Genomic DNA, 24227 nt, shown 5'->3' with positions numbered 1-24227 from the left:
AGGAACATAAAGTGAACGGAATGACCTCTACAGCCATATGTTCCCCTCACCCCGCACCGTCCGGGCAAAAAAGGCACAGAACGCCTGCTCTACGAGCAGGCATTTTTTTATCTGCATATAATGAGGCGTATTATGAACAGTCAAATTACCCAGCGTTTAATTCCCGCATTTGGCGGCGACGATAATATCGAGCACGTTGAAGCCTGTATTACCCGCCTGCGCGTGACGGTAAAAGATTTAAATAAAGTTGACTCAGAGGCGTTACAGAATGAAGGGGCGCTGGGCGTAATTATTATTGGCCAGCAGGTGCATGCCATATTTGGCAGGCAGTCTGATGCCTTACGTCAGTTATTAGATGAACATTTTAATCAGTAAATAAAAAAAGGGATAGCCAAAATAATGGCTATCCCGAAACAGGCGAATAAACTACCAGGTGTTGGAGATACAATAACGATTAACGCATTTTAGAAATAAACATTACCACCAGGCTTCAACCTGCACGCCGAAGTTCCAGGTATTACTGGCGGTACCGTCTTCGAAGGATTTCCCATGTTCGGAATCATTCAGGTAAGAGGCAAACACGCGTAGCTCGGGACGTGACATAAAATCAGGTCCGTCCGCCAGACCTAAGGCGATCGTGTACTTCTCACCGCTCTGCTTGTAGTTAGAACCGTCAGTATAGGTATCTTTCTGGTAGAACCCGCCTACTTCACCAATCAGACGCACGTACTCGGTGAACTGATACTGCGCGCGGCCCACCAGTGAAATCAGGCGCGATTTATCGGTATACTGCGTGGTGTCGTCTGCCGAGCCCCAGGTCAGGACGTGGTTAAAGGAGAACTTGTCGGTAATGGGAATTAAGCCGGTGTTAATCACGCGGTAGCCGCTGGCATCGTTCACATAGTTCCACATGTCGTACCAGCCACCCCCCTGTGACACCATGTTCTGTGCCAGACCTTTATTGGCGTACTGCAGCACCAGCTTGTTATAGCCGCCAAACATATCCTGGCTGATCTCACCGGTGACCATCACGCCGTTATCGGCCTCGTACAGCCCGCCGTACTCTTTCTGCTTGTTGGTCGGGTTTGGCATGGCGTAATCAATACCCACTTCCGTCCACGCGCCTGCCCAGGGCTTCCAGCCCGCATAGCGAAGGTCGATGTAGTTGATGTTAACGTCGCTGTCGCCATCCACGCGGTAGTCCACGTCGTTGGCATCGCCGCGGATCCACGCAACGGAGACTGCGCCCGGGCCAAGCGTGTAGTTCTCAATACCTGCACCGGATCCCGAGATGTTCCAGTATTTGGTATCAATGATGTGCAGGTCATGGCGCTGGTAGTAGCGCTTACCGCCCCAAATCACCGCATTGGGATCCCCGGGGATCAGCCCCTTGATCTGCAGGTTAAGCTGGCGCAGGCCGAACTGGGCATCGTCATCTAAGGTGGTTTCATTGTCGTTGGAGCCATCTGAGACCATGCTTACCATGCTGTCGAGATAGAAACTGACGTCGTTCTTTTTGTAGACCTCAGAGCCCAGTTCCAGCTCGCCATAGGTATCGGCCTCGTTACCCAGACGGCCAATTTTGTTTTTTTGCCACTCCTCCATCCCACCATCCCGTGAGACGCCCACGCCGGAGCGAAGATAGCCATGAAAATCAATCGGTACTGAAGACGCTGCAAACAGCGATGGAGACGCTAACGCGGCAGCCAACGCAACAGATACAGAGCGGATCGTCGTGTTCATTGTAACCCTCTTATTGTTTTGTAATACGTTCACAAATCCGCTGTCATAAAATGCCTAAACCCGTTAACTGGCAATTGCACGATCCTAAATGTGTGATTAACTGCAAATAAAATAGACAATTTTGTTACGAGTAATGAGATTGAACACAAATTATGGCATTGTGAGCGTCATACTTTTTGATGGCGTTATGCCCGCAGCGAGAGGGTGGTAAGCGTTTTTTTTCAGCACCCCTGTTACAATCAGCGCATAACAACATAAGGAACCGGACCATGAAGTCGAAAAGCGCAACGTTAGAGGACGTGGCACGCCATGCGGGCGTCTCCTATCAGACCGTGTCCAGGGTACTGAATAAATCTGCCAATGTATCCGAGGCCACGCGCCACAAGGTTGAGAAATCCATAGAGTTATTACGGTATGTACCCAACCGACTGGCTCAGCAGCTGGTGGGCAAGCAGAGCCAGACCGTTGGGCTGGTCACCATTTCACTGGCGCTGCACGCGCCTTCTCAGGTGGCGGCGGCGGTGAAACGCTATGCCAATGTGGAAGGCTACCAGGTACTGATCTCAATGATTGATGAGAACGTCAACCACAGCATCCAGGATTCCATCAACGAGCTGAAATCCCAGCTGGTGAACAAAGTGATCATCAACGTGCCGCTGGAGGCTGAAGCGGCGCAGAAAATCGCCACCGACAACGATGATATTGTCTGCCTGTTCCTCGACGTGGACCCGTACAGTTCCGTGTTTAACGTTTCGTTTAACCCGGCGGACGGCACCCGCGCCAGCGTTAAATACCTTTACGAGCTGGGCCATCGCGACATCGCCCTGCTGGCGGGGCCGGAGTCCTCTGTGTCGGCACAGTTGAGGCTGAAAAGCTGGATCGAGACCCTGAAGGGCTACGGCCTGGAGCCAGCATCGGTCATCCGCGGCAACTGGGATGCGCAGAGCGGGTATGCCGGTGCGCTGCAGATGCTGCGCGAAACGCCGCAGTTTTCCGCTGTGCTGGTGGCCAACGACCAGATGGCGCTGGGCGTACTGAGCGCCTTCCACCAGCAGCAGATTTCCATTCCGGGCGAGAAGTCGGTGATTGGCTACGATGACACCTACGAAAGCTCGTTCTTCTACCCGGCGCTGACAACGGTATCGCTGGATTTAGATCTGCAGGGTAAAGAGGCGGTGCGCCGTATTCTGGACAGCGGTGAAGAGAGTGCCCTGCGCATGTCCTCGATTTTACCTGCCCGTCTGGTGGTGCGTCAGTCCACCGGGCCGAAAGGGGAGAAGGGAAAAAACCTCCAGGCGCTGGCCCAGCAGCTGCGCGAGATTGCGCATCAACTGGGTGATGTATAGCGAAGTGAGCACCTCAATCAGAGGAAAGAGGTGCTCGCAAGATTACTCCAGCCCCAGCGTATACTGGGCGATTTTGAAGTAGATAATCAGCCCGGTACCGTCGATAAGCGTCGCGATAAACGGCGCGGAGACGACGGCCGGGTCAATGCCGCAGCGCTTGAGTACCATGGGAATAACGGACGAGACTATGGCGCTCCACAGCGTAATGCACACCAGCGTCAGGCTGACGATAAGGGTAATTTCCAGCCCAATCCCCATCATCCATGCGCGGATGCACCCGGCAATACCGAGCGTGACGGCAATCATCAGCGAGGTGGTCATCTCTTTGCGCAGCACGCGCCCGACGTCGCGAAGGTGGACTTCCCCCAGCGCCATTGCACGCACCAGCGTGGAGGTGATCTGCGTTCCGCTGTTGCCGCCGGTACCAATCAGCAGCGGGATAAAGAACGCCAGCGCGATGGCGGATTCCAGCGCCTCTTCAAAGTGCTGGATCACCGAGCTGGTGTAGGCTTCCGCGACAAACAGCAGCAGCAGCCAGACGGAGCGTTTTTTCCACAGACTAAAAGCGCTGGTCTCCAGATAGGGTTTTTCCAGCGGTAACGTTGCCCCCTGGCGTTGGGCATCTTCGGTGACATCGTCTTCCAGCAGGTGAGCAATTTCGCGCTCGGTGAGGCAGCCAACCAGCTTGCCGTGGGTGACCACGGGCACCACATCCGCACCGCCGTGGGCCAGCAGTCCGGCGACATCGGCCCGCTCATCTTCCGGTTTGACCTGCAGAAATTGCGACAGCATCAGCGATTTCACCGGCTGTACGGTATCGGTGGTTTGCAGCAATTTGCGTACCGCAATCATGCCCGCGAGGCGACCGTTATCTTCAATGAAAATATGCGACGGAATATCATCGTCTTTTAATTTTTCAAAAAACTGCTCGCGCGCCAGCGCTACGCATAATGAAATATCGAGGACGATAAAATCGGTATTCATATATTGCGCGATGGCGCTGTCATTGAATACCGGGTTCTGGTTGTGAATAGCGTAAGACATAGTGAATTCCCTTTGAATAAAAAATCTCTCAGGGGCGAGCAAGACAGGGCATGTCGAAGAGGAGATCCCCACGTCCTGGGTTCAGCACTGTACACCGTATCCCGTAAGGGAAGTTATACTGACAAAGCCTTGATTCGACAGTGCCTGTTTTACCCTGTGCGGGTTCTCTCGAACCTGCCAGAGCGATAACGTGTATTTGTACAGGAGCCTCGCCATAACGAGATCGTTGTAAACCAGCGGGATAATACGCTTATTTTATTTTCCCGCTCTGGAATTTAAAAAATGTTTAGGGAATGTTTATGTAGTCATTATTCATGACGCGTTGAGCCTTTATTTAAACTTGCTCGACTTTAATGGCAGGGTAAATATTCACGAGGAGAGCAATGTGGCGTGGTTTGACAATCTGCTCAATCATTTTGCGCATTATCCGGCGCATCTCTTTGCGCTGCTCTTCGTGCTGGCTTTGAGTAAATCCACGGTGCTGATCTCCTCCGTGCTGCCGCCCGCCTCGGTGATGTTGCTGACCGGGATCACCGTCAGCCAGGCGAGCCTGCATCCGGCATTGACGTGGCTGGCGGTGGTGATGGGGGCCACGCTCGGCTCGCTGCTGAACTATCATATCGGTCAGTTGATGGGGCATACGCGACTGGTGACGCGTATGACCTCAAAACATGCCGATACATTTTTGCGGGTGCAGCATCAGTTGCAGAAAAACGGCGTGCTGGTGCTGTTCACCGCCCGTTTTCTGGCGGTACTGCGCTATATCGTGCCACTGGCAGCGGGCATGCTCAGGCTCAACATGTTGAAGGTTTACGCGGTCAGTCTCGCCTCAGCCGCCGTCTGGGCGGCGCTGTATGTCGGCATTGTCACCGGCATCAGCGCCTTTTGAGTTACAAACTTCCCATTCCGCCGTCGACCAGCAGTTCCGTTCCTACCGTGTAGCTGGATTCGTCGGAGGCCAGATAGAGCGCGGCTTTTGCCAGCTCCGTCGTCGAGCCCATTCTGCCCAGCGGCACAAGCTTGATGATCTCCGCCATCATCGCGTTAAGCGTTTCTTCGCTTAAGCCCGTTTTCGTAAAGGCCGGGGTTTCTACCGGGCCGGGGCTCAGACCGTTAACGCGAATGCCGCGCGGCAACAGCTCTGCCGACAGTGTGCGTGCCAGCGACAGCAGGGCGGCCTTGCTCGCGGCATACACGCTGCTGGTGGGCAGGCCGATGCGCGCGCTTACGGAGCCGCACAGGATCACCGAGGACGGATTATTCAGCAGAGGCAGCAGCGCCTGAATTAAAAAGAACGGTCCCTTCAGGTTGATGCCCATCAGACGATCCCAGGCCTCTTCCTGCCATGCTTCCAGCGGCGCGTGCGTCACGTCGCCGGCGTTGAGAAACACCGCGTCCAGGCGTGGCCAGCGGGCGGCAAGCGTCTCCGCCAGCGCTTTTTGCGAAGCAATATCTCCCGCATCGGTCGGGATCACCCAGGCCTTATCGCCCAGAATGCGCGCTGCTTCGGCGAGCGTTTCCGGGTTACGACCGGTGACGGCGACGTGCGCCCCTTCGGCGAGAAACACCTGCGCAGTGGCAAGGCCAATGCCGCTGGTCCCGCCGGTAATCAGCGTATATTTATCTGCTAAACGACCCATGTTCTTCTCCTGAAATGTCTCTGGAGAAAGCACTATAGAAACGTTAGTATCGAAAGGAAACCAGGTACCAATTGGATACTAATGCGGCAAGAGGTGTGCTATGGCGGAATTACTCAATATCCGTTGTGAAAAAAATTCTGAGGTTTATGTCTGCCCGATGACGCAGTTTGTGAACCTGATTTCCGGTAAGTGGGCGATCCCTGTTCTTTATCGCCTGATTATCCTCAATGCGCCGGTACGCTTTGGCGATCTGCTGCGCGCTACCGCTCCCATCACGCAAAAAGAGTTAACGAAGCAACTCAGGCTGTTCGAACAGCGCGGGCTGGTGACGCGAACGGTCTACCCGGAAATCCCGCCGCGCGTGGAGTACCAGATAACGGGGCTGGGGTTAACCCTGCAAGGGGCGCTCTCTCCGCTGGCCGCCTGGATGAGTGAGTACGGCGACCAGCTTGAGCGTTAGCCTACTGTTTTACGTAGCGCGGCGCCGGGATGCCGGTGCGTGCGCTGTTAAACAGTTCCAGACGTGCCGTTTCGTAGCGATCCCACAGGCTGGCATCATGCATTGGCGGAATGGTAATTAGCTCGCTCTGATCCAGACCCGCCAGCGAAGCATCCACCATATCGTCAGTGGTCATCACCGAGCCTTCCGGCAGATCGTTCACCGTCACACCGGAATGCTGCCAGATTTCTGTTGCCGTCGCGGCGGGTAACACGGCCTGAATACGCAGGTTGCTGTCGGCAAACTCCTCCTGTAACCCACGGGTAAAGCTGAGCACCCAGGCTTTGGTGGCACTGTACAGCGCGCTGCCGGCACGCACGTGCAGGGACAACACCGAGGCGATATTGATAAGCGTACCGTGGTTATTCTGCGCCAGGCGCGGCAGGATCGCATAGGTCAGGCGCATCAGCGCCGTGGTATTCAGGGTGTTAATGGCCTGATGCTGCGCCACATCGCCCGCGAGGAACGGCGCCATCTGCGCGGTACCGGCGTTGTTGACCAGCGTATCAATAGCGGTATTGCTGCGCAGTTCGTCTTCCACCGCGCGGATCCCGGCTTCATCGGTGAGGTCGGCCACCAGAATATCGACGGCTACACCATAGCGCGCACGCAGGTCGGCGGCGAGGGTTTTCAGGCGATCCTCGCGGCGAGCGACCAGGACCAGGTTAGCACCGCGCGCGGCAAGGCGATCGGCATAGACGGCACCAATCCCGGAAGAAGCACCCGTAATCAGGGCGGTAGTGATTTGCGTAGTCATCGTGTGTTACCTCAAAGCAAAGTGAGTTATTTGGTTTCAATATGAAACTGAATTTACTGTCTGCTATTTGGTTTTATAATGCAACCATATTGGTGATCATTTTGTGCTTTTGCTGTCGGGAACGATCAGGAGGGGAGTTTGGCCACGATCTCTTCCGGGGTAAGTTCGCGGCCATCGTCGGCGATAAGCAGCAGTTTACGCAGCGGTTTGCGCTGTTCGCTATCAACGAGAACGGTGCCGCATTCGTTTTCGGCAAACAGGAATTCATTGCCCCACTGGGACAGGGCAACCAGCACCGTCTGGAGCGCGCGTCCCTTGTCGGTCAGAACGTATTCCTGCCAGGCGCTGCCGTCGGAGGCGGGCTGGAGGCGGAGGATGCCTTCATCGACCAGCAGTTTTAGCCGCGCGGTCAGCATGTTTTTCGCGATACCGAGGCTTTTCTGGAACTCGCCGAAGCGTTTAATCCCGCGCAGTGCGTCACGCACAATCAGCAGCGACCACCAGTCGCCGATGATATCCAGCGAACGGGCGACAGGGCAGGTGCTCTCTTCAAGGCGGGTACGTTTCACAGGCAAATCTCCGGGAGGGTGTGGTTTTATTATAAAACTAATTTGCTCACCGGGTAAGCGTGTTATTCATCAGTTTGAGAAATGCTTCCCGGAAAATTGTCACCAGTCTGTCACACTGAACGCGACATTTTAAAACGAGTGAGGAATTAGGGATGAGAAAAGCACTACTTGCGGTGGCCGTGGCCGGTCTCTTTTCAGCAGCCTCCGGGGTGCAGGCGCAAGAGACGCCGGAAGGGTATCAGCTGGAGCAAGTTTTAATCATGAGCCGTCACAACCTGCGCGCGCCGCTCGCCAATAACGGCAGCGTGCTGGAGCAATCCACGCCAAAGCAATGGCCTGAATGGGAAGTGCCGGGCGGTCAGCTCACTACCAAAGGTGACGTGCTGGAGGTTTATATGGGGCACTACATGCGCGAGTGGCTGGCGCAGCAGGGGATGGTGAAGACGGGAGAATGTCCGCCGGCGGAGAGTGTTTATGCTTACGCCAACAGTCTGCAGCGCACCGTCGCCACCGCGCAGTTCTTCATTACCGGCGCGTTCCCGGGGTGCGATGTTCCTGTGCATCATCAGGACAAAATGGGCACCATGGACCCAACCTTTAATCCGGTAATTACCGATAACTCGCCGGAATTCCGCGAAAAAGCGCTTAAGGCGATGGAGTCCGAGCGGCAGAAAATGCAGCTTGGCGAAAGCTATAAGCTGCTGGAGCAGATGACGAACTACGCCGATTCACCGTCGTGCAAAGAGAAAAAAGTCTGCTCGCTGGCTGACGTGAAAGATACCTTCAGCGCCGACTATGAAAAAGAACCGGGCGTCTCCGGGCCGCTGAAAGTGGGCAACTCGCTGGTGGATGCGTTCACGCTGCAGTATTACGAAGGCTTCCCGGCCGACCAGGTGGCCTGGGGAGAGATCAAAACCGACCAGCAATGGCGCGTATTGTCGAAGCTGAAAAACGGATATCAGGACTCGCTGTTTACCTCTACCGAGGTGGCGCAAAACGTCGCCAAACCGCTGGTGAAGTATATCGATAACGCCCTGGTAACCGATCAGGCGAAAGCGCCGAAAATCACCCTGCTGGTGGGGCATGACTCCAACATCGCCTCGCTGCTGACGGCGCTGGACTTCAAGCCGTACCAGCTGCATGACCAGCAGGAGCGCACCCCAATCGGCGGGAAAATTGTCTTCCAGCGCTGGCATGACAAAAACGCCAACCGCGAGCTGATGAAAATTGAGTATGTGTATCAGAGTTCAGAGCAGCTGCGTAACGCCAGCGTGCTGTCGCTGCAGTCTCCGGCGCAGCGCGTGACGCTGGAACTGAAGGGGTGTCCGGTGGATGCGAACGGTTTTTGCCCGATCGATAAATTTAATACGGTGATGAACGACGCGGCGAAATAAGATAATCCCCCCGCGCAGGCGGGGGGAAACGTTCAGACGTTTTTACGTTCGATGGTTTGCTCACCCCAGAAGAGCGAGTCTTTGTCCGTTTTTTCGAAGGCGCGTACCAGCACTTCATCATTGCCTTCTTCCCAAATCTGCTCTGCCAGTTTTTCGTCATATTTCGCGACTTCAAAAATGGCTTCGGCGATCTCCGGAGAGGTATTGCGTAAACTTGCCCATTCGCCCACGTGGTGAGCTTTGGATTCTTGAGTTGGCATGCTTGTCCTCCTGTTGAGTTAGCCGTTCAGTTTTTTGGCCAGACCCGCGACGTATTCACCCTGATAGCGGGCGATAGCGAGCTCTTCGTTGCTCGGCTGTCGGGATCCATCGCCACCGGCAATGGTGGTTGCACCGTAAGGTGTTCCGCCACGTACCTGAGAGACATCAAACAGTTCCTGCGCGCCATAGCCAATCGGTACAATCACCATCCCATGATGAGCAAGGGTAGTCCAGGTTGAGGTAATCGTCTGTTCCTGGCCTCCGCCGGTTCCGGTGGAGCTGAACACGCTGGCCAGTTTGCCGTACAGCGCGCCAGAGGCCCACAGCCCGCCCGTCTGATCGAGGAAGGTGCGCATCTGACCTGACATATTGCCGAAACGGGTGGGGGTGCCGAAGATAATGGCGTCGTAATCCGCCAGCTCCTGAGGCGTGGCGACCGGCGCATTCTGGGTTTTGCCCCCGGCTTTGGCGAACGCTTCTGCCTGCATGGTTTCCGGTACGCGTTTTACCACAACCTCGACGCCGTCCACTTTGTTTGCACCTTCTGCTACCGCGTGAGCCATGGTTTCAATGTGTCCATACATGGAATAATAGAGCACCAGAACTTTAGCCATTTTGCATCACTCCTCGTTTGTTTTTTCTGACAGCGAATCGCTGCGTTCATTTAAAGATATGACATCACAGCCAGACTGCAAAAATGAACGGCATTTCTTTGATTTATAACAATATGCTGACAAAAGCGCTTTGTAGCAAAATGAAACATTTTTCCGCGCGACGATTTTTAAAATGATAAGAAAGGCTTATGAGTGACCGTCACGTATTCTCACCCGAAAGACTGAGATCATGTTGCAGAATATTAACTACAGCTTGCCGGATACCCTCAGTCCACTAAGCTTAGTTTCACGCGGCACAGATAAAGGCAATGCCTTGAGCCGCGAGGTGAAAGAATCCTCTTTTACTGAATGCAATATGATGTCTAATGTTTCACACACTGGAGGTTAGAGATGGCAAACCATCGTGGTGGTTCAGGTAATTTCGCCGAAGATCGTGAAAGAGCATCAGAAGCAGGCCGTAAAGGTGGCCAGCATAGCGGGGGTAATTTTAAAAATGACCCTCAGCGCGCATCTGAGGCTGGCAAAAAAGGGGGTAAAAACAGCCATGGCGGCAATAAGTAATTCGCCGGGTTGATCTCCCTGCCGCCGGGTTTCCCGGCGGTTTTTTTATTTTTGCAACATTGAACTGTAACCAAAGGCATCGCACACTACACTTCTGACCCTTTGCTCTGGTGCCTCATGTCCGTTTCGCGTTTTACCTTCTCTGTCAAACCTCAGGAAGCGATCCTCATTCTGATCACCATGTTCTGGGGCGGAACCTTTCTCGCCGTCCAGTATGCGGTCACCCTGAGCGATCCGTTCTTCTTTGTCGGCCTGCGCTTTGCGACGGCAGCGATTGCCGTGGGGTTGATCTCGTTGAAAACCCTGCGCGGGCTGACCCTGCAGGAGCTCAAGGCCGGGGTGGCGATTGGCGTGGCGATTGCCATGGGGTATAGCCTGCAGACGTGGGGGTTACAGTCAATCTCCAGCAGTAAGTCGGCCTTTATCACCGCCATGTATGTGCCGCTGGTGCCGTTACTGCAATGGCTGTGTCTGGGACGCCTGCCGGGTGTGATGTCCTGCATTGGTATTGTGCTGGCGTTTATCGGCCTGATTTTGCTGGCCGGGCCGGAAAATAACCTGCTGGCGCTGGGGCCGGGCGAGATCATTACCCTGGTGGGAGCCATTGCGATTGCCGCAGAAATTATCCTCATCAGTGCCTGGGCCGGGAAAGTCGACGTAAAGCGCGTCACGGTGGTACAGCTTGCCACGGCGTCGCTGGTGGCGTTCGCGACGATGGTTCCGGCAGGGGAGTCGGTTCCGCCGATGTCTACCGGGCTGGTGGTGGTGGCGCTGGGGCTGGGTATTTTCAGCGCCATTATTCAGGTGACCATGAACTGGGCGCAGCGCAGCGTGTCGCCGACGCGGGCGACGGTGATCTACACCGGTGAACCGGTCTGGGCGGGGATTTTTGGACGCATTGCCGGAGAACGCTTACCGCTGCTGGCGCTGGTCGGCGCGGCGTTTATCGTTGTTGGGGTGCTGGTGAGTGAGCTAAAGCTCAAAAAACGACGTAAGGCGATTGCCGGGTAAGCGCAGCGTCACCCGGCAAGAAAGGGGCCTTTATATCAGGTGGAGGGGGTGATGGCTTCCCCTTGCGCTTCATCCCCCTTCCGGCGGCTCAGCAGGGCATTAAGCAGGATCGCCCCAAAGGTCGCCGTACCAATCCCGCCAACCGTAAATCCGCCCAGCGTCAGGGCAAAATCACCTGCACCCAGCACCAGCGTGACCGCCACCATAATCAGGTTACTGTTCTGGCTGAGATCGACGCGATGCTGCACCCAGATGCGCGCTCCCGCCACGGCAATCAACCCGAACACCACAATCGATGCGCCGCCGATGACCGGCGAGGGAATAGTGTGGATCAGCGCACCAAATTTTGGTGAGAAGCCGAGCAGCATCGCCATGACCGCCGCCGCCACGAACACCAGCGTGGAGTAGACTTTCGTTACCGCCATCACGCCAATGTTCTCGGCGTAGGTGGTGACACCGCTGCCGCCCACCGACCCGGAGAGCATCGTCGCCAGGCCATCCCCGACAAACGCGCGCCCCATATACGGATCCATACTGCGCCCGGTCATGCCCGCCACGGCCTTCAGATGCCCTAAATTCTCCGCCACCAGGATCACCGCGACAGGGGCGATAAGCATCATCGCCTGCGTGTTAAAGGTTGGCGACGTGATCTGCGGCAGACCGAACCAGGCAGCCTGATGGAGCAGGGTAAAGTCGACAGGCTTGCCGAAGCCAAAGACATTGGCCAGCAGGGCGTAGATCAGACAGGCCACAATCAGCCCGACCAGAATCAGCAGGCGCTGGACCATGCCGCGGGTGAATACCGCCACCAGACCGATACACAGCACGGTGATCACCGCCATCCAGCTTTCAAACGGCGAGCCGGAGACACTCTTCACGGCAATTGGCGCCAGATTCAGACCGATCGCCATTACCACCGCGCCGGTAACCACCGGCGGCATCATGCGCTCGATCCAGCGGGTCCCGATCTTCATCACCACGATGCCGATCAGGGTATAGACCAGACCACAGGCGATAATGCCGCCAAGGGCGACGCTCAGGTTGGGGTTGATCCCCTGACCGTTAAATCCGGTGGTGGCGATGACCACGCCGACAAAGGCGGCGCTGGATCCCAGATAGCTGGGCACGCGCCCGCCGGTGACAAAAAAGAACAGCAGGGTACCAATGCCCGACATCAGGATGGAGAGATTGGGATCAAGCCCCATCAGCATCGGCATCAGCACCGTTGCGCCAAACATGGCGACCGCATGCTGAACGCCCATCACCAGGGTTTGCCCGAGCGGGAGTCGTTCGTCCGGCGCGACCACGCCAGGTTCTGTAGAGGTCGATTTCAACTGCCAGTGGGGAAATCCGAACATTGCCATGAGCTGCTTCCTTAAGAAGGGTTAACAGGCGGGTCGCATAAGCGCGTGGTAGCCGCGGTCAAACCACACCAGCCCTTGCGGGGCGGGGTGGCGGATAATGGACACGATGTCGCAAAACAGAATGTCGTGGGTGCCGACGCTGACCACCTGGCTGATACGGCAATCAAACGAGGCCAGCGCCTCCTCCAGACGCGGGCAGCCCGTCTCGCCCGTCTGCCAGCGGGCAGCGGAAAAGCGATCTTCCATCGGCGTTTTGCCGCCAAACAGGTTGGAGAGCGGCTCCTGTCCTGCGCTCAGGGTGTTGACGCACAGGGTGCGGTTTTCGCTAAACGTCGGCCAGACGGACGCGCCGCGGTTGAGACACACCAATAGCGTCGGGGGTGAGTCGGTGACGCTGCATACGGCGCTGGCGGTGAAGCCCGCTCTGCCAGCAGGGCCGTCGGTGGTGATGATATTGACCGCCGCGCCCACACAGGCCATGGCATCGCGAAAGGTTTGTTTATCGGGTGTCGTCATGGTGGCTCCTTACGCCAGCCCGCAGGCGTCTTCAAAGGTCAGGCGCGGCAGGCGGCCGTAGAGTTTGCCCACATCGCCATAGCCGATATTGATCAGCAGATTGCTTTTCAGCAGCGTGCCGGTGAAAAAGGCCTCATCGACTTTTTGCCGGTCAAAGCCGGACATCGGGCCGGTGTCCAGCCCCAGTGCACGACAGGCAAAGATGAGATAAGCGGCCTGCATAGAGCTGTTGCGAAAGGCGGTCTCTTCAGCGTGCGCGGGGCTGGTGGTAAACCAGCTCTTCGCATCCCCGTGCGGGAACAGTTCAGGCAGACGCTCATAGAATTCCGTGTCCCACGCCACAATCGCGGTGACCGGTGCGGTGAGGGTTTTCTCCAGGTTGCCGCTGGAGAGCGCCGGGCGCAGCTTCTCTTTTCCCTCTGCGCTGCGCACAAACACAATACGGGCCGGGGAGCAGTTGGCGGAGGTGGGCCCCCATTTCATCAGGTCGTAGATCTCGCGCAGCGTCTCGTCGCTGACCGGTCTGTCCAGCCAGCCGTTGTGGGTGCGTGCGCCGGTGAACAGTGATTCCAGCGCGGCAGGGGTAATGGCTTCGCTCATCGAAACTCCTTATAAAGCGGGTTCATGGCTGTGCAGCAGGCTGGCAAGCCCGTTCAGCAGCAAGGTGTTAAAGGTCTCAGGCTCGGTGACGTTGCAGGCATGCCCTCCCTGGCGCATCACCGCGCTGCGGCTGTGCGGGATCGCGTCCTGCAGCTCGGACGAGCAAACAGAGGGCACCAGCATGTCGTCGGCGGAACAGATAATGTGAACCGGGCAGGTAATGCGGGCGGCATGGCGGCTGAAGTCGGCCTTTTTCAGCGCGTTCAGCCTGCGCAGCAGGTTGGTTTTACCCTGAAAGTGCGCCAGCCCCAGCGCTTCTTCCGCCTCCAGACGCGGCGCGCGGGCGGCCATCCAGTCTGCCGGATAGAGAAACAGCGGCTGTGCCTCTACCCACGCCTGCGCGCCACCGGCATGCAGCAGCCGTTCGCGGATCTGAAAGCAGCGTCGGGTATGAGCATTCAGCGTCAGCCAGCCGTTGACGCACACCAGCGCTGTGAGGGCATCGGCGTTGTCGATCGCCAGCTGCAGGCCGATCAGCGCCCCCAGCGCATGGCCGACCACGCAGTAGCGGGTGATGCCGAACGCGGCCAGGGCTTGTGCCAGCTCACCGGCCATTTGCGCCAGGGTGTAATCTTCCGGCAGGGTGTCAGGGTTATTGCCGGTGCCACGCTGGTCGTAACAGACCACCTGGTACTCCTGTTCCAGCGCGGCTAACTGGGGTAACCAGTAGCTGCCGCCCCCGCCGAGTCCGGCAATCAGCACCACGACGGGCGCGCCGTCAAACGGGGGCGGTGAGACGGAGAGCTTCATGGCAGCCTCACTTTCCAATGTGCGCAACGGTGGCGATTTCAACCAGCGCGTCCGGCTTCACCAGCCCGCACTGAATGCAGAAGCGGGCCGGTTTATCGCCGGGGAAAAACTCCGCGTAGATCTCGTTAATCGCGGCGTAGTTTTTCCAGTCGGTGATAAAGATGCTGTTGAACGTCACATCCTCCATCGTGCCACCCGCGGTTTCGATCACGGTCTTGATCGTCTCCAGCACGTGGCGCGTTTGCGCCTTTGGGTCGTTGATAAACACCACGTTGTTGTCTTTATCAAACGGCAGGGTGCCGGAGACGTACACCACGCCATCGGCGAGCGTACCGGGGACAAACGGCGCAATCGGCGTGCTGGTGCCCGGTGGAATAATCACGGATTTCGGCATGGTCTCTCTCCTCAGGCGATACGGGCTAACGGTGGCGTCAGGGCGTCACAAAAATCGGCGACGTTACTGACCCAGCCAAAAAAGGTTTCGATATTGAACAGCGCCGCTTTCTGGGCAAATTCCGGCCCCGCCTGATGGGTGGCGTCTTCCAGCACCACGCCGAAATACTCCAGGAAGAAGCCGTCGCGCAGGGTCGACTCCACGCAGACGTTGGTGGCAATGCCGGTAAAGACCAGATGACGAATGCCGCGGCTGCGCAGCAGGCTGTCGAGCGGGGTGTTGAAAAAGCCGCTGTAGCGCGGTTTGGGCAGCACGATATCGCCCGCCTCTGGCACCAGTTCATCCACCAGCTGATAATCCCAGCCGCCTTTCGCCAGCAGCTTGCCCTGCAGTTCGGGCCGTTTGCGCATGGTTTTCAGGGCGTTCGATTTGTGGAAATTGGGCGAGCCGGGGCCACCGGCTTCCACGTACTGATCGTCCCAGCCGTTCTGGAACCAGATGATGAGCATCCCGGCGGCGCGTGCGGCGGCAACGGCGGTTTTGATGTTCTCAATCACCGGCCGGGTGGCGGAGACGTCAAACCCTGCCAGATCCAGATAACCGCCGGGGCTGGCGTAGGCGTTTTGCATATCCACCACAATCAGCGCGCTCTGCTGTGGCGAAAAAGTGATGGCTTCCGGACGAGCGTTAAGGGTTGTCATTACGCCACCTCCCTGGTGATGGCAGGAATGTGGGCGCGGCACTGCATCAGCGGCTGAATGCGCTCGCCGAAGGTCTCCACGCCGGTGAGGAAATCGTCGAAGGTCAGCAGCACGCCTTCCGCGCCGGGAACGGCGGCTACTTCGTCAAGCATTCTGGCGACGCTGGCATACGAGCCGACGAGCGTGCCCATGTTGATATTGACGGCAGAGGTCGGGTCGGCCATCTGGCGCACGTTGGTGTCTGCACCTGAACGGGTGTCTTTCTGGCTCTGCTCGGTGAGCCAGCTCAGGGCGTCGTCGTCGGCCCCGTCCTTATAACACTCCCATTTGGCGCGCGCGGCCTCGTCAGTTTCGTCGGCAATGACCATAAACAGCACGTAAGATCCCACATCGCGCCCGGTTTTTTCGGCGGCCTCTTTCATACGTGCGGCGGTTGGGGCAAAAGCGGCGGGGGTGTTGACCCCTTTACCGAAACAGAAGTTGAAGTCGGCGTATTTTGCCGAGAATGCCATTCCCGCGTCGCTCTGTCCGGCGCAGATCACCTTCATGGGCACCGACGGCTGCGGGCTGACGCGACAGTCGTTCATCGTGAAGTAGTCGCCTTTGAAATCGCTCTTACCGGTGCCCCACAGATCGCGCAGCACCTGCACGTATTCGGTGAGGTACTCATAACGGCGCGAGAAGTACTCATCTCCCGGCCAGAGCCCCATCTGGTCGTACTCCGGCTTTTGCCAGCCGGTGACCAGGTTAACGCCAAAGCGCCCCCCGGAGATGGAGTCGATCGTAGAGGCCATCCTCGCGACGATGGCCGGCGGCAGAGTGAGCGTGGCGGCGGTCGCGTAAATCTGAATCCGTGACGTCACCGCCGCCAGGCCAGCCATCAGGGTGAAGGACTCCAGATTGTGATCCCAGAATTCGGTTTTGCCGCCAAAGCCGCGCAGCTTGATCATCGAAAGTGCAAAGTCGAAATGGTAGTGCTCCGCTTTTTGCACGATGGCCTTGTTCAGCTCAAAGGTCGGCATGTATTGCGGGGCAGTGGTCGAGATAAGCCAGCCGTTGTTGCCGATGGGTACAAATACGCCAATTTTCATCACGAACCTCTCTTCACTACGTTGCAGGTGAACAGGGTTTTGCAAAGGCGGTGCCAGTTTTTAAAATGGCTTTGTTATTAACGTGTTAATCAATGGTTGGTGAATTGAGCGCGACAAAAGTGGACTAACTGGTCAAAAACATTGCACACAAAACAGGCATTCATGCGCGATGGGAGTGCAGAATGTCGTGGCGAGGCGGGGGTTTTGCTATGCTGATGGCAACGCAGAATAAGGAGAGCGGGATGACACAAGGCGCAGTGAAAACAGCAGGTAAACGTTCGCAGGCGGTGAGCGCCAAAAAACACGCCATCCTCAGTGCGGCGCTGGAGACCTTTTCGCAGTTTGGCATTCACGGCACGCGCCTGGAGCAGGTGGCGGAGCAGGCCGGGGTATCCAAAACCAATCTGCTCTATTACTACCCGTCGAAAGAGGCGCTGTACGTGGCGGTGATGCAGCAGATCCTGGATATCTGGCTGGCGCCGCTGAAAGCCTTTCGTCAGGAGTTCACCCCGCTGGTGGCGATCAAAGAGTACATTCGCCTGAAGCTGGAGGTCTCCCGTGATTATCCGCAGGCATCCAGGCTGTTCTGTCTGGAGATGCTGCAGGGTGCGCCGCTGCTGAAGGCCGAATTGACGGGTGATTTGAAACAGCTGGTGGACGATAAATCCGCGATCATCGCCGGATGGGTCGCCAGCGGCAAACTGGCACCTGTCGATCCGCAGCATCTGATCTTTATGATTTGGGCCGCCACTCAGCACTACGCTGACTTTGCGGCCCAGGTGGAAGCGGTGACCGGGAAAACCCTTCAGGACGAAACGTTCTTCCAGAGCACCCTCGAAAACGTGCAGCGGATGATTATTGAAGGGATCCGCGTGCGCTAGTTTCCCTCACCCCAACCCTCTCCCACAGGGAGAGGGAATAGTTCCGTGCCTCGTCAGCCCGGCGGGAGAGGACAGCTTAAGTCGCCCTCTTCACACTGCATCAGCGAGGCCAGAAACGCCTCGCGTTCCACGGTTTTCTCTGTCAGGCACTGACTAATGATCATAGGCTGCACGCTGCCCCCCTCGGTACCGGAACCGATAAAGTTGCAGTCTGCATCGCGCAGGGCAATCCACGCCTGCTGCGCCTTTTTCAGCAGGTCACGCTGTGGGGCCGCCGCACGTTTAATGGCGGCCTGATAAGTCTGGTTGAGCTTTTTATCGGCAGCCTGGTACTGCTGCGCGCTACAGGTATTCAGTTCAAGCTGGGTGGTCGCTTTGTCGCACTCGTCGGCCAGCGCGCTGGCGCTGAGCAGCAGTGCTGCACCTGCGATAATAAATCGTTTCATACACTCCCCAATAAAATAAGGCTCCGTCTCCGGAGCCTTATTAGCACAGCGTTAGCCGATTGTCATCAGGCTGGCGTTACCCCCCGCCGCCGCGGTGTTGACGCTGAGCGAGCGCTCCACGTACAGGCGCTCCAGCAGCAGGTTGGTTTCACCGCGGGCGAAGCCCTGCACGGAAACGATGGCACCGCTGCGGGCCGCAACCTGCTCGCACAGTTCGCGCAGCTGATCGGAATCACCGTGGTAGATAACCGCGTCAAATGGCTGCGCAAGCAGGGCATCAGGCTTGGCAAAGTGAATGCGGGCAGAAACCGCTTTCGGCAACTGCTTCGCCAGATCGCGGTGCAGACCCTCTTCCGGCCACAGCACTTCGCAACCCGTTGCCATCGCGGCGGCCAGCTGAACCAGCGCATCCTGTTCGTTATCCGCCACGCACAGCACGCGCTCGCGCGGCATTAGCGTCCAGGTGTTGCGTTCGCCGGTAGGCCCCGGCAGCAGACGCTGCGTGCCAGCCTGCGCCAGCTCGCCGTACTGCTGTGCGACAGCGCGCAGCTCAGGACGTTTTTCCGCCCAGGTGATGAGGGCTTCCAGCGGCTGCGTCAGCACGGTTTTCAACTGCGCGTCCACCGGATAGTCTGCATCCTGGCGTGCCAGCGTTACGCCCAGCGCGTTCTCCGGACGGTTTGCCAGCAGACGGTACAGGTAGAGCGGACCGCCCGCTTTTGGACCGGTGCCGGAGAGCCCCTCGCCGCCGAACGGCTGTACGCCCACGACCGCACCCACCATGTTGCGGTTGACGTACAGGTTGCCCACTTTGGCGCTGCCGGTGACCTGGGCGATGGTTTCGTCGATGCGGGTATGCACGCCGAGCGTCAGGCCATAGCCGGAGGCGTTGATCTGCTCGATCAGCGCGTTCAGGTTGTTACGGTTGTAACGCACCACGTGCAGCACCGGACCGAAGACCTCTTTTTTCAGCTCGTCGAAGCTTGCCAGTTCAATCAGCGTTGGCGGCACAAAGGTGCCGGTCTGCCACTCGCGGGCATCTTCGCTATTTTCACGCACGGCCTGGAACACTGGACGGCCCTTGGCACGCATGGCCTGAATGTGGTTTTCAATGTTGGCTTTGGCTTCCGCGTCGATCACCGGCCCGATATCGGTGGTGAGACGGCCCGGGTTACCCATGCGGCACTCGGCCATGGCACCACGCAGCATCTTCAGCGTGTGGTCGGCCACGTCGTCCTGCAGGCACAGCACGCGCAGGGCGGAGCAGCGCTGGCCGGCGCTATCGAAGGCCGAGGCCAGCACGTCAACCACCACCTGCTCGGTGAGGGCAGAGGAGTCAACAATCATGGCGTTCATGCCGCCGGTTTCCGCGATGAGCGGTGTTGGGCGGCCCTGGGCATCCAGACGGGTGGCGATGTTACGCTGCAGCAGGGAGGCCACTTCGGTGGAGCCGGTAAACATCACGCCACGCACGCGGTTATCCGCGGTGAGCTTCGCACCCACCGTTTCACCCCGGCCTGGCAGCAACTGCACCACGCCCGCCGGTACGCCCGCTTCCAGCAGGATGTTAATGCCCTGAGCGGCAATCAGCGGGGTTTGCTCCGCCGGTTTGGCCAGCACGCTGTTGCCTGCGGCAAGCGCGGCGGCAATCTGGCCGGTGAAGATCGCCAGCGGGAAGTTCCACGGGCTGATACAGACCACCGGGCCAAGCGGACGGTGCGTTTCGTTATCGAAATCGTCGCGCACCTGGCCTGCGTAGTAGTGCAGGAAGTCCACGGCCTCGCGGACTTCGGCGATAGCGTTACTGAAGGTTTTCCCCGCTTCACGCACCAGGATACCGATGAGCGACTGCATCTGATCTTCCATCAGCACCGCGGCGCGTTCCAGAATGGCGGCACGCTCCTGCGGCGGGGTGGCGAACCAGATTGGCGCGTTGTTTACCGCGCTCTCCAGCGCCTGATCCACTTCCGCTTCCGTGGCTTCACGCACGTAGCCAACAATATCTTTTGGCTCTGCCGGGTTGATCACCGGCTGCATCTCGCCGTCTGCGACCGGCTGTTCCAGCATCGGTTTGGCCTGCCATTTCTGCAGTGCGCTGTTGAGCAGGGCAGAAGAGAGGGACGCCAGGCGGTGTTCGTTAGCGAGATCCAGGCCCGCCGAGTTGATGCGGCCTTTGCCGTACAGCTCGCGCGGCAGGGCAATCTTCGGATGCGGCAGACCAATCTGGCCTTCCTGAGCCGCCATTTTCTCAACGGCCTGCACCGGATCGGCAACCAGTTCGTCCAGCGGCAGGGTGGTATCGGCAATACGGTTAACGAAGGAGGTGTTCGCTCCGTTCTCCAGCAGACGACGCACCAGGTACGCCAGCAGGGTTTCATGGGTACCCACCGGGGCATAAATACGGCACGGACGGTTCAGTTTGCCCTCGGCCACTTTACCGGTGACCTGCTCGTACAGCGGTTCACCCATGCCGTGCAGGCACTGGAATTCGTACTGGCCCGGATAGTAGTTCTGTCCGGCCAGGGTGTAGATCGCCGCCAGGGTGTGGGCGTTGTGGGTAGCGAACTGCGGGTAGATCAGGTTCGGTACGCCGAGCAGCTTTTTCGCACAGGCGAGGTAAGAGACATCGGTATAAACCTTGCGGGTGTAAACCGGATAGCCTTCCAGACCTTCCATCTGGGCGCGTTTGATCTCGCTGTCCCAGTAGGCACCTTTGACCAGACGGATCATCAGACGACGACGGCTGCGGCTGGCCAGGTCAATCAGGTAATCAATAACGAACGGGCAACGTTTCTGGTAGGCCTGAATAACAAAGCCAATTCCGTTCCAGCCTGCCAGCTCCGGCTCGAAGCACAGTTTTTCCAGCAGATCGAGCGAGATCTCCAGGCGGTCTGCCTCTTCGGCGTCAATGTTGATGCCAATGTCATACTGACGCGCCAGCAGGGTCAGGGATTTCAGGCGCGGGTATAGCTCTTCCATCACCCGGTCGTACTGCGCGCGGCTGTAGCGCGGGTGCAGGGCGGAGAGCTTGATTGAGATGCCCGGACCTTCATAAATACCGCGGCCGTTAGAGGCTTTACCGATGGCGTGGATCGCCTGCTGGTAAGAGACCATGTAGGCCTGCGCGTCGGCAGCGGTCAGGGCCGCTTCACCCAGCATGTCGTAAGAGTAGCGGAACCCTTTATCTTCCAGCTTGCGGGCGTTGGCCAGCGCTTCGGCGATGGTTTCCCCGGTAACAAACTGCTCGCCCATCAGACGCATCGCCATATCCACGCCTTTGCGGATCAGCGGCTCGCCGCTCTTACCGATGATACGGTTCAGGGAGCGGGAGAGGTTGGCTTCATTGTGGGTCGAGACCAGTTTGCCGGTAAACAGCAGACCCCAGGTGGCGGCGTTAACGAACAGCGACGGGCTGCGGCCAATGTGTGACTGCCAGTTGCCGTTGCTGATTTTGTCGCGGATCAGCGCATCGCGGGTGGCTTTATCCGGAATACGCAGCAGCGCTTCCGCCAGACACATCAGCGCCACGCCCTCCTGCGAAGAGAGGGAAAACTCCTGCAGCAGGCTCTGCACCATACCGGCCCGGCCGCTGGCGGTTTTTTGATTACGCAGCTTGTCGGCCAGTTGATACGCCAGGCTGTGCGCCTGCGCGGCGACGGCTTCTGGCAGGCGAGCCTGTTCCAGCAGCATTGGCACAGCGTCGGTTTCAGCACGGCGGTACGCGCCGGTAATGGCGGCACGGCTGACGGATTGCGGCAGGATCTGCTCGGCGAACTCGAGGAACGGTTGGTGATTCTCCTCGGCCGCGACGGTGGCGTCATCGCTTTCATTGGCGGCACCCGCCAGCAGGGCGGGCAGCTCAGGCAGACCCTCGTCGCTCTCAAGCCGTTCGAGATAGTTAAAAATCGCCTGCTTGATTAGCCAGTGCGGCGTGCGGTCAATGCGGGTTGCTGCGGTCTTAATCCGTTCGCGGGTTGCGTCATCCAGCTTAACCCCCATGGTGGTCATGCCCATGCCAAAACTCCTGTTGTTCTTTCATGATGTTCGGTGGTTAGCCTGAAATATCCACCATGTTGCAACTTTGTGCAACCGTGTTAAATGTGACCCGGCTTGCAAGCTGAAAAATGAATGGATTGTTAACCGATGGTTAGCTGGAAAAAAGCGCTGGCTTCTGCATGGGAAGCCTGTTTTTATGCGGTACTTAACACTTTTAAAAGGTGCAACCCGTATAAATGTGAGCGAGTGCAACCTATAGGAAAGACATATAAAACCAGGGATGAATTTGATGTAAATGCAGTGTTAAATCGTTTGTGTGCGAGCACTGCTTACGGCAGGATACGCGCGGCCAACAGAAACACATACACACATCACCCCGTTCCGGTGATGACATAACAAAGGCAACCCGGACGGTTGTCGCTCGACTTTTGGAGAATTTGAATGGCAATTAGCACACCGATGCTGGTGACATTTCTCGTTTATATATTTGGCATGATCCTGATAGGGTTTTTGGCATGGCGTTCAACAAAGAACTTTGATGACTACATTCTGGGTGGCCGCAGTTTAGGCCCGATGGTGACCGCGCTCTCTGCGGGGGCATCGGACATGAGTGGCTGGCTGTTGATGGGGCTGCCGGGGGCGATTTTCATCTCCGGTATTTCTGAAAGCTGGATCGCTATTGGCCTGACCGTTGGGGCGTGGATTAACTGGAAGCTGGTGGCGGGCCGTCTGCGCGTGCATACCGAAGCGAACAACAACGCCCTGACGCTGCCGGATTACTTCACCGGCCGTTTCGAAGATAACAGCCGCATCCTGCGCATTATCTCGGCGGTGGTGATCCTGCTGTTCTTCACGATCTATTGTGCCTCCGGCATTGTGGCCGGTGCGCGTCTGTTCGAAAGCACCTTCGGCATGAGCTATGAAACCGCCCTGTGGGCCGGTGCGGCGGCAACCATCCTCTATACCTTCGTGGGTGGGTTCCTGGCGGTAAGCTGGACCGACACCGTGCAGGCGAGCCTGATGATCTTCGCCCTGATCCTGACCCCGGTAATTGTGATTTTCACCGTCGGCGGTCTTGGCGATTCGCTGGAAGTGATCAAGCAGAAGAGCATTGAAAACGTCGATATGCTCAAAGGGCTGAACTTTGTTGCCATCGTCTCCCTGATGGGCTGGGGTCTGGGCTACTTCGGTCAGCCGCACATCCTGGCGCGCTTTATGGCGGCCGATTCTCACCACACCATCGTTCATGCGCGTCGCATCAGTATGACGTGGATGATCCTCTGTCTGGCAGGGGCGTGCGCGGTGGGCTTCTTTGGCATCGCATACTTCAGCAATAACCCGGCGCAGGCGGGCGCGGTAAACCAAAACGCCGAGCGCGTGTTTATCGAGCTGGCACAAATCCTGTTTAACCCGTGGATTGCCGGTATTCTGCTCTCTGCCAATCTGGCGGCGGTAATGTCGACCCTGAGCTGCCAGCTGCTGGTCTGCTCCAGTGCGATCACAGAAGACCTCTACAAGGCTTTCCTGCGTAAAGGCGCGAGCCAGAAAGAGCTGGTGTGGGTAGGGCGCTTTATGGTGCTGCTGGTGGCGCTGGTGGCGATTGCGCTGGCGTCTAACCCGGAAAACCGCGTGCTGGGTCTGGTGAGCTACGCGTGGGCGGGCTTTGGTGCGGCGTTTGGGCCGGTGGTGCTGTTCTCCGTGATGTGGTCACGTATGACCCGTAACGGCGCGCTGGCGGGGATGATTATTGGTGCAGTGACCGTTATCGTCTGGAAACAGTTCGCGTGGCTGGGCCTGTACGAAATCATCCCGGGCTTCATCTTCGGCAGTATCGGTATTGTGGTCTTCAGCCTGCTGGGTAAAGCGCCGTCTGCCTCCATGCAGAAACGCTTTGCAGAAGCGGATGCCCATTACCACACTGCGCCGCCGACGAAGCTCCAGGCTGAGTAATTTTTCTTCCTGCACACTGTAAGCCGGGTGAGCGTCAGC

The 24227-nt window shown here is 57.7% G+C and carries 25 protein-coding genes and 1 riboswitch; of the genes, 9 read left to right on the top strand and 16 right to left on the bottom strand.

Annotation, left to right across the window (positions count from 1 at the left end; genetic code table 11):
• The first annotated feature begins 132 nt into the window (after window positions 1-132).
• Complete coding sequence (locus EKN38_RS15450; protein WP_014831373.1) at window positions 133-375, top strand: PTS transporter subunit EIIB; 243 nt, start codon at window positions 133-135, stop codon at window positions 373-375.
• Window positions 376-477: 102 nt separating this feature from the next.
• Here the strand turns inward: EKN38_RS15450 and EKN38_RS15445 are convergent, their stop codons facing one another.
• Window positions 478-1743 (bottom strand): maltoporin, encoded by a 1266-nt coding sequence (locus EKN38_RS15445; protein ID WP_043951598.1) that lies wholly within the window; start codon window positions 1741-1743, stop codon window positions 478-480.
• A 269-nt stretch (window positions 1744-2012) separates the two neighbouring features.
• Here EKN38_RS15445 and EKN38_RS15440 point away from each other — a divergent pair, with 269 nt between their 5' ends.
• On the top strand, window positions 2013-3089 hold the full coding sequence (locus EKN38_RS15440; protein ID WP_014831375.1) for a LacI family DNA-binding transcriptional regulator: 1077 nt from the start codon (window positions 2013-2015) through the stop codon (window positions 3087-3089).
• Between the two features lie 42 nt (window positions 3090-3131).
• Here EKN38_RS15440 and EKN38_RS15435 read toward each other — a convergent pair whose 3' ends face one another.
• Window positions 3132-4133 carry a magnesium transporter gene (locus tag EKN38_RS15435; protein WP_014831376.1) on the bottom strand — a complete coding sequence of 334 codons (1002 nt, stop codon included), beginning with the start codon at window positions 4131-4133 and terminating at the stop codon, window positions 3132-3134.
• 59 nt (window positions 4134-4192) lie between these two features.
• Window positions 4193-4362, bottom strand: a riboswitch (M-box (ykoK) riboswitch).
• 156 nt (window positions 4363-4518) lie between these two features.
• Between EKN38_RS15435 and EKN38_RS15430 the strand changes: the two genes are divergently transcribed.
• On the top strand, window positions 4519-5022 hold the full coding sequence (locus EKN38_RS15430; protein ID WP_014831377.1) for a DedA family protein: 504 nt from the start codon (window positions 4519-4521) through the stop codon (window positions 5020-5022).
• A gap of 1 nt (window position 5023) precedes the next feature.
• Here EKN38_RS15430 and EKN38_RS15425 read toward each other — a convergent pair whose 3' ends face one another.
• Window positions 5024-5773: an SDR family oxidoreductase gene (locus EKN38_RS15425; RefSeq protein WP_014831378.1), complete on the bottom strand. Its 750-nt coding sequence runs from the start codon at window positions 5771-5773 to the stop codon at window positions 5024-5026.
• 100 nt (window positions 5774-5873) lie between these two features.
• Here EKN38_RS15425 and EKN38_RS15420 point away from each other — a divergent pair, with 100 nt between their 5' ends.
• A complete protein-coding gene (locus EKN38_RS15420; RefSeq protein WP_014831379.1) occupies window positions 5874-6233 on the top strand; it encodes a winged helix-turn-helix transcriptional regulator in 360 nt (119 codons plus the stop codon).
• Window position 6234: 1 nt separating this feature from the next.
• Here EKN38_RS15420 and EKN38_RS15415 read toward each other — a convergent pair whose 3' ends face one another.
• The gene (locus EKN38_RS15415; RefSeq protein ID WP_014831380.1) at window positions 6235-7029 is read right to left on the bottom strand and encodes an SDR family NAD(P)-dependent oxidoreductase; all 795 of its coding nucleotides are present in this window, start codon (window positions 7027-7029) and stop codon (window positions 6235-6237) included.
• A 125-nt stretch (window positions 7030-7154) separates the two neighbouring features.
• Window positions 7155-7598, bottom strand: coding sequence for a winged helix-turn-helix transcriptional regulator (locus EKN38_RS15410; RefSeq protein WP_013097204.1), 444 nt, complete (start codon window positions 7596-7598; stop codon window positions 7155-7157).
• Window positions 7599-7750: 152 nt separating this feature from the next.
• Here EKN38_RS15410 and agp point away from each other — a divergent pair, with 152 nt between their 5' ends.
• Entirely contained in the window at window positions 7751-8992 is a 1242-nt protein-coding gene (gene agp, locus EKN38_RS15405) for a bifunctional glucose-1-phosphatase/inositol phosphatase (protein ID WP_126522394.1), read from the top strand.
• Between the two features lie 32 nt (window positions 8993-9024).
• On the opposite strand, the gene EKN38_RS15400 is transcribed toward agp, so the two are convergent.
• Together EKN38_RS15400 and wrbA are read right to left on the bottom strand one after the other, a co-directional pair.
• The gene (locus tag EKN38_RS15400) at window positions 9025-9252 is read right to left on the bottom strand and encodes a YccJ family protein (protein ID WP_008499832.1); all 228 of its coding nucleotides are present in this window, start codon (window positions 9250-9252) and stop codon (window positions 9025-9027) included.
• A gap of 18 nt (window positions 9253-9270) precedes the next feature.
• Window positions 9271-9867 carry an NAD(P)H:quinone oxidoreductase gene (gene wrbA / locus EKN38_RS15395; protein ID WP_013097202.1) on the bottom strand — a complete coding sequence of 199 codons (597 nt, stop codon included), beginning with the start codon at window positions 9865-9867 and terminating at the stop codon, window positions 9271-9273.
• Between the two features lie 390 nt (window positions 9868-10257).
• On the opposite strand from wrbA, the gene EKN38_RS15390 reads away from it, so the two are divergent.
• A complete protein-coding gene (locus EKN38_RS15390; RefSeq protein ID WP_013097201.1) occupies window positions 10258-10428 on the top strand; it encodes a general stress protein in 171 nt (56 codons plus the stop codon).
• Between the two features lie 117 nt (window positions 10429-10545).
• A complete protein-coding gene (locus tag EKN38_RS15385; RefSeq protein ID WP_014831382.1) occupies window positions 10546-11439 on the top strand; it encodes a DMT family transporter in 894 nt (297 codons plus the stop codon).
• A gap of 35 nt (window positions 11440-11474) precedes the next feature.
• Here EKN38_RS15385 and rutG read toward each other — a convergent pair whose 3' ends face one another.
• Genes rutG through rutA form a run of 7 tightly spaced genes read right to left on the bottom strand, consistent with a single transcriptional unit; the run spans window position 11475 to window position 16915 of the window.
• Entirely contained in the window at window positions 11475-12803 is a 1329-nt protein-coding gene (rutG, locus tag EKN38_RS15380) for a pyrimidine utilization transport protein G (RefSeq protein WP_014831383.1), read from the bottom strand.
• 21 nt (window positions 12804-12824) lie between these two features.
• On the bottom strand, window positions 12825-13319 hold the full coding sequence (rutF, locus tag EKN38_RS15375) for an NADH-dependent FMN reductase RutF (RefSeq protein WP_014831384.1): 495 nt from the start codon (window positions 13317-13319) through the stop codon (window positions 12825-12827).
• A 9-nt stretch (window positions 13320-13328) separates the two neighbouring features.
• A complete protein-coding gene (locus EKN38_RS15370) occupies window positions 13329-13919 on the bottom strand; it encodes a malonic semialdehyde reductase (protein ID WP_014831385.1) in 591 nt (196 codons plus the stop codon).
• A 9-nt stretch (window positions 13920-13928) separates the two neighbouring features.
• Window positions 13929-14729 carry a pyrimidine utilization protein D gene (gene rutD / locus EKN38_RS15365; RefSeq protein ID WP_014831386.1) on the bottom strand — a complete coding sequence of 267 codons (801 nt, stop codon included), beginning with the start codon at window positions 14727-14729 and terminating at the stop codon, window positions 13929-13931.
• 7 nt (window positions 14730-14736) lie between these two features.
• On the bottom strand, window positions 14737-15123 hold the full coding sequence (gene rutC / locus EKN38_RS15360; protein ID WP_013097195.1) for a pyrimidine utilization protein C: 387 nt from the start codon (window positions 15121-15123) through the stop codon (window positions 14737-14739).
• Between the two features lie 11 nt (window positions 15124-15134).
• Window positions 15135-15824, bottom strand: a complete 690-nt coding sequence (rutB, locus tag EKN38_RS15355) for a pyrimidine utilization protein B (RefSeq protein WP_014831387.1) — start codon at window positions 15822-15824, stop codon at window positions 15135-15137.
• On the bottom strand, window positions 15824-16915 hold the full coding sequence (gene rutA, locus EKN38_RS15350) for a pyrimidine utilization protein A (protein WP_014831388.1): 1092 nt from the start codon (window positions 16913-16915) through the stop codon (window positions 15824-15826). Before rutA ends, rutB begins: the two co-directional genes overlap by 1 nt.
• Before the next feature lie 242 nt (window positions 16916-17157).
• Between rutA and rutR the strand changes: the two genes are divergently transcribed.
• On the top strand, window positions 17158-17796 hold the full coding sequence (gene rutR, locus EKN38_RS15345; protein WP_014831389.1) for an HTH-type transcriptional regulator RutR: 639 nt from the start codon (window positions 17158-17160) through the stop codon (window positions 17794-17796).
• A 53-nt stretch (window positions 17797-17849) separates the two neighbouring features.
• Here rutR and EKN38_RS15340 read toward each other — a convergent pair whose 3' ends face one another.
• Window positions 17850-18242, bottom strand: a complete 393-nt coding sequence (locus tag EKN38_RS15340) for a lysozyme inhibitor LprI family protein (RefSeq protein ID WP_014831390.1) — start codon at window positions 18240-18242, stop codon at window positions 17850-17852.
• Between the two features lie 51 nt (window positions 18243-18293).
• On the bottom strand, window positions 18294-22256 hold the full coding sequence (gene putA / locus EKN38_RS15335) for a trifunctional transcriptional regulator/proline dehydrogenase/L-glutamate gamma-semialdehyde dehydrogenase (protein WP_014831391.1): 3963 nt from the start codon (window positions 22254-22256) through the stop codon (window positions 18294-18296).
• A gap of 423 nt (window positions 22257-22679) precedes the next feature.
• Between putA and putP the strand changes: the two genes are divergently transcribed.
• On the top strand, window positions 22680-24188 hold the full coding sequence (putP, locus tag EKN38_RS15330) for a sodium/proline symporter PutP (RefSeq protein WP_126522391.1): 1509 nt from the start codon (window positions 22680-22682) through the stop codon (window positions 24186-24188).
• Window positions 24189-24227: the final 39 nt, after the last annotated feature.

The sequence above is a fragment of the Enterobacter sp. WCHEn045836 genome (assembly GCF_003965585.1).
In the GTDB taxonomy this organism is placed as follows: Bacteria; Pseudomonadota; Gammaproteobacteria; order Enterobacterales; family Enterobacteriaceae; genus Enterobacter; species Enterobacter dissolvens.
This window is presented reverse-complemented; position numbering and strand designations above follow the sequence as displayed.